Genomic DNA, 4,940 nt, shown 5'->3' with positions numbered 1-4,940 from the left:
TAGATAATTTGAAATTAAAAGATAATGCAGGATAAATCCTGCAACCAGCTTTCATCCCTTGTCTAAAGCACGCATGTGGTACTATGGCGTACCACATGCTCAAGGGCTTTCAGCATCTTTCTTGTAATAATGTCAGATGTGTAGAGACTTCGTTTGATCGCTTCTCTACAAGAGTTATCGGCAATGCTTACGATCTGATCCGAACCATATTGGGAGTGAGGGAGCAAATTCCCCCCCCCTGCTCAACGGGGAAAGATTTCCCAAATAAAAGCAAAAGCAAAAACCGAGTTTCTTTAACACTGTGCGATGCGATCGCCAAAGTCAGACATCCTAGAAGCATCTCGCTTCGGACTATAAATACTTTTGTCCAGCTACCTATGAACTTTACTGCAATTTGGGTTTTGTTTTCTGGCGTTGCTGAATTGAGCTATGAAATTCAAAAAGCTTATAATTAAAACTCTTATTCTTTGCGTCTTTGCGTCTTTGCGTGAAACAAATTCATACTTGAAGTCAGCAACGCCTTTTTTCTGATGGGATTAATTGCTTTTATCTTATGGCGCCCTTAAGAGGCAAGTTGGCGAGTTAAATTTTTCAGTATAGGGTCTATATGTCCACACCTTTTCCATTATCCATATAATATCTTGTCAAGTTTTACATGTCAATAGGAAAAACAATATTCCCGACTAGTTCAACAAGTCGGGAATATGAGGCTTGAGAGCGCTGAAGCGCTCACTACGACAAATTAAGTAAACTGCTCGATGATGCCACCACCTAGGACTTTTTCGCCTTCGTACCAGACGGCAGCTTGTCCGGGGGTGATGCTGAACTGGGGTTCGTCAAACACTAAGCTGACTCGTGAATCTTCTAAGGGAATGACTGTGACGGGTACGGGGTTTGAGCGATAGCGAATTTGCACTTCGGCGCGAATTGGGGTTGATGGTTGGGCTATGGAAACCCAGTTGACGCGTTGGACGGTGCATTCTGACTCGGTGGCTAGAGTGCGATCGCCTACTATCACTTTATTATTCACCGCATCCAACCCGATCACATACAGTGGTTCGGCAGCGGCAATACCTAAGCCTTTGCGCTGTCCTATGGTGTAATGATGGACACCATCGTGTTGTCCCAGCACTTTGCCGTCACCATCGACAATATCACCTTTTTTCGGCGCTAAATATTTATCTAGAAAAGCCCGCATTGAGCCGTTACTTTCTACCAAGCATAAGTCTTGGCTCTCTGGCTTGTCAGCGGTTTTCAAGTTATATTCGGCAGCGATGCGACGCGTGTCTGTCTTATGTAATTCTCCCAGGGGAAACACTGTTGCCGCAAGTAAATCTTGCGACAAATCGTAGAGAAAATAAGATTGGTCTTTATTGCGGTCTACAGCACGTAAAAGCTCGTAACGTTTAGTAGCTTCGTTGTAGCTAATTTTGGCATAATGACCCGTAGCGATGCGATCGCATCCCAATTGTTCGCGGGCATATTGTACCATTGGAGCAAACTTGACAGTTTTATTGCATTGGGAACAAGGCAAAGGGGTAATACCGGCGCTGTAACCAGATACGAGATAATCGACAATGTTGGTTTGAAAGACTTCGCGAATATCAACAACTTGATGGGGAATACCCAATTGTTCACAGATATAAGCCGCGTCGATCATACCCTCAGAACAGCACTGACCTTTGCCTTTCATCAGCCAAAGAGTCAAACCAACAACTTCATAGCCTTGATTGTGCAGGATAGCAGCAGCAGCGGAACTATCAACGCCACCAGAAAGACCAACGACGACTTTTTTCATATCCGTAAATCGAGCTTAGGCAACTTATTCTAAGCTAACACTATGTATTTACTACAACGGTTAACTGGTCAATTCCTGTAAAAAATTATCTATAAATATTGACATAACTTATGTTAAGTGCAATACCCAGTCAAAGGTCAGCAGTCAGAAGGAAAGAATTTACTTCCCTAGTTTCTCAACTTTCGCTACTTTCCCTACTCTTCTACTCTAACCCAGCACAAGCGCAAATAAATAGCGGTGGCGTTTTGCTTACTCAAGCTTTACCACCACCACCCGCAAACATAGAACTGATTCCCTCTAATCAACAGGCATTACCCCAGATCGATGCAGCGCAACAAAATGACTACAATTCTCAAACCACCAATCAAACAACTCCATCTTCTCAATATCAATATGAGTATAATAATCAGTATCAAAACCAAAATCAAGATCAAAACAACCAGAACCTTGGTAGATACGTGGTTTATGTCGATAATGGTAATTCTGGACTACTGCAACAAGTACGTCGAGTTGAACCCACAGCTTTATTAAGACGATATCAAGGACGTTCTGTAATTCAAGCTGGAACCTTTAGTAAACCAGATAACGCTCAACGACGCCTCAGCGAACTAGCATCCAAGGGGATAAATGGAGTAAGGATTGTCAGTTTATCTAACGGACAGGAAGTACCCTATAATTATCCTGACAGGAATTATCCTGACAGGAATTATCCTGATAGAAATTATCCTGACAGAAATTATCCTGGAGGCTATTCTGGGAATAATAGAAGCAACTATTACTATGTAGCGATTCCGGCGCGATCGCAAGACCTACCAATAATTGAAGACAAAATCAGACGCAATATCGGACAAAGTGCCGCAGTATTGCAAAGAAACCAGCCACGAGGGTCACATGTAGCTGTTGGACCTTTTATTCAACGATCGCAAGCAGAACAATGGAACAGTTATCTGCGAAATTTAGGCTTTGGCAATGCCAGAGTTTATTACGGAAAGTAAGTAAAAGTAAAGTTAGGAGTTAGGAGTTAGGAGTGAGGAATTAAAACTCCGCTACGAGTGCTCCTCCCAACTTTTGTACAGACGTGACCGTGGAACGTCTCTACCCCAACGAGTGCTACGAGTGCTCCTCCCAACTTTTGTACAGACGTGACCGTGGAACGTCTCTACCCCAACGAGTGCTACGAGTGCTCCTCCCAACTTTTGTACAGACGTGACCGTGGAACGTCTCTACCCCAACGAGTGCTCCTCCCAACTCCTAACTAAATGATGGCTCGGCAAGAACAAATTTCCCAAATAATAGTTACGGCACAGCAAATGCGTGATATCGAAGCACGGATCTTTGCTGCGGGAATGCCTGTAGCAGCTTTAATGGAAAAGGTGGCAGGATTAATTGCCCGTCGAATTCAGGATATCTACCCAAATGTGAGACAAGGGGGACAAGGGGGAGAAGGGGGACAAGGGGGACACGAAGTAAAACGCGTGGGGGTTTTTGTTGGTCCTGGTCATAATGGTGGAGATGCGCTAGTTGTAGCTCGCGAGTTGCACTTTTGCGGTTACGATGTCAAGATATATTCTTGTTTCTCCAAGCTGAAAGAATTAACTTCGCAGCATTTGCTGTATACTCAGAGTCTAGGTATCCCCTGTTATGAGTCGATAGAGCAACTGTCAGATTGCGATTTGTTGATTGATGGGTTGTTTGGATTTGGCTTGGAAAGAAGATTGGTTGATGCGATCGCCAAAGCGATAAATCAAATTAATTCTTGGTCTAAACCCATTGTCAGCATTGATTTACCTTCAGGGTTGCACACAGACACAGGTGAGGTATTGGGGACTGCAATTCGCGCTACACACACCTTTTGCTTGGGTTTGTGGAAGCTGGGTTTATTGCAAGACCATGCTTTAGAATATGTTGGCTCATGTGAATTAATCGACTTTGATATCCCGTTGGCTGATGTGCAAGCTGTTGTGGGAGATGTAAACAAAATTCACCGCATTACTCAAACTACTGCACTTTCAACTTTACCGCTACCGCGTCCCGCCGTCACCCACAAATATAAGGAAGGTCATTTACTGCTGATTTGCGGTTCACGTCGCTATTCTGGAGGGGCAATTTTAACTGGTTTGGGTGCCAGGGTAAGTGGTGTGGGAATGCTTTCTATCGCTGTACCAGAATCTTTGAAGCCGCTTTTGGTGGCACAATTACCAGAAGCACTAATTATCGGTTGTCCGGAAACTGAAACAGGTGCGATCGCTTCTTTGCAATTACCCGAAAATACTGACTTGAGTTCCTTTGATGCGATCGCCATAGGTCCCGGTTTAACAGGAGATACTACCCCAATTGTACAACAAGTTTTAGAATGCGATCGCCCTTTAATTCTCGATGCTGATGCTTTGAATATCCTCGCACACATGGGAACTATTGCCACCTTACAAAAACGACAGGCAGTCACAATTCTCACCCCCCACGCTGGTGAATTCAAGCGATTGTTTCCCAATGTCCCCGATCCGATGAAAGATCGAGTGCGTGCCGTGCGCGAAGCTGCCCATAGTTGTGGTGCGATAGTATTGTTAAAGGGAGCGAGAACAGCGATCGCAAATTCCCAAAATTCCGTCTGGATTAATCCCCAAAGCACTCCAGCTTTAGCCCGTGGTGGTAGCGGTGATGTATTAACGGGGGTACTTGGTGGGCTGTTAGCACAAGCTAAATCTAAGCATATTTCTGTAGAGGAGATTGTCGCAACTGCTGCTTGGTGGCATTCCCAAGCGGGGATTTTAGCGGCTCAAGAGCGCACAGAATTGGGAGTTGATGCTTTTACACTCACGAATTATTTTATACCTGTTTTGGCATCAGCCTGGAAAGAATTGAATTGATGGCAGGTTATATTGTGTTCGACAAATCACACAAATTATATAGCAGGTTCCGGACTGAAGGTCTTTAGCTGAATACAGAATAATTTAGATTTTTTTGTGCGATCGCTTTGCACTTCTCTACACAGTTGCTAGTACGAGACGACATTATCTGCTACACAAAACTTGGTTAAACTTATCGCTCGTCTTACCATTCAATCAAGATTGCTCCTGAAGGGTCTGCTTCCTGCTTCAACCAAGCCCGTCGGCGGGTTCTTGTCCACAGGCGTAAATTCGGC

General features: G+C 44.3%; 4 protein-coding genes. 3 read left to right on the top strand and 1 reads right to left on the bottom strand.

The window, feature by feature from the left end; translation table 11 throughout:
- The first annotated feature begins 83 nt into the window (after nt 1–83).
- On the top strand, nt 84–455 hold the full coding sequence (locus tag OGM63_RS01705) for a hypothetical protein (protein WP_263743768.1): 372 nt from the start codon (nt 84–86) through the stop codon (nt 453–455).
- A gap of 287 nt (nt 456–742) precedes the next feature.
- On the opposite strand, the gene mnmA is transcribed toward OGM63_RS01705, so the two are convergent.
- The gene (gene mnmA, locus OGM63_RS01700; protein ID WP_263743767.1) at nt 743–1,798 is read right to left on the bottom strand and encodes a tRNA 2-thiouridine(34) synthase MnmA; all 1,056 of its coding nucleotides are present in this window, start codon (nt 1,796–1,798) and stop codon (nt 743–745) included.
- A gap of 110 nt (nt 1,799–1,908) precedes the next feature.
- On the opposite strand from mnmA, the gene OGM63_RS01695 reads away from it, so the two are divergent.
- Both OGM63_RS01695 and OGM63_RS01690 read left to right on the top strand, forming a co-directional pair.
- On the top strand, nt 1,909–2,793 hold the full coding sequence (locus OGM63_RS01695; protein ID WP_263743766.1) for a hypothetical protein: 885 nt from the start codon (nt 1,909–1,911) through the stop codon (nt 2,791–2,793).
- Between the two features lie 264 nt (nt 2,794–3,057).
- On the top strand, nt 3,058–4,665 hold the full coding sequence (locus OGM63_RS01690) for an NAD(P)H-hydrate dehydratase (RefSeq protein ID WP_318528384.1): 1,608 nt from the start codon (nt 3,058–3,060) through the stop codon (nt 4,663–4,665).
- The last annotated feature ends 275 nt before the right edge of the window (nt 4,666–4,940 follow it).

The sequence above is a fragment of the Plectonema radiosum NIES-515 genome (assembly GCF_025753815.1).
Lineage (GTDB): Bacteria > Cyanobacteriota > Cyanobacteriia > Cyanobacteriales > Nostocaceae > Hassallia > Hassallia radiosum_A.
The sequence above is the reverse complement of the archived record's forward strand: the minus strand, read 5'-3'. Positions and strand labels throughout refer to the sequence as shown.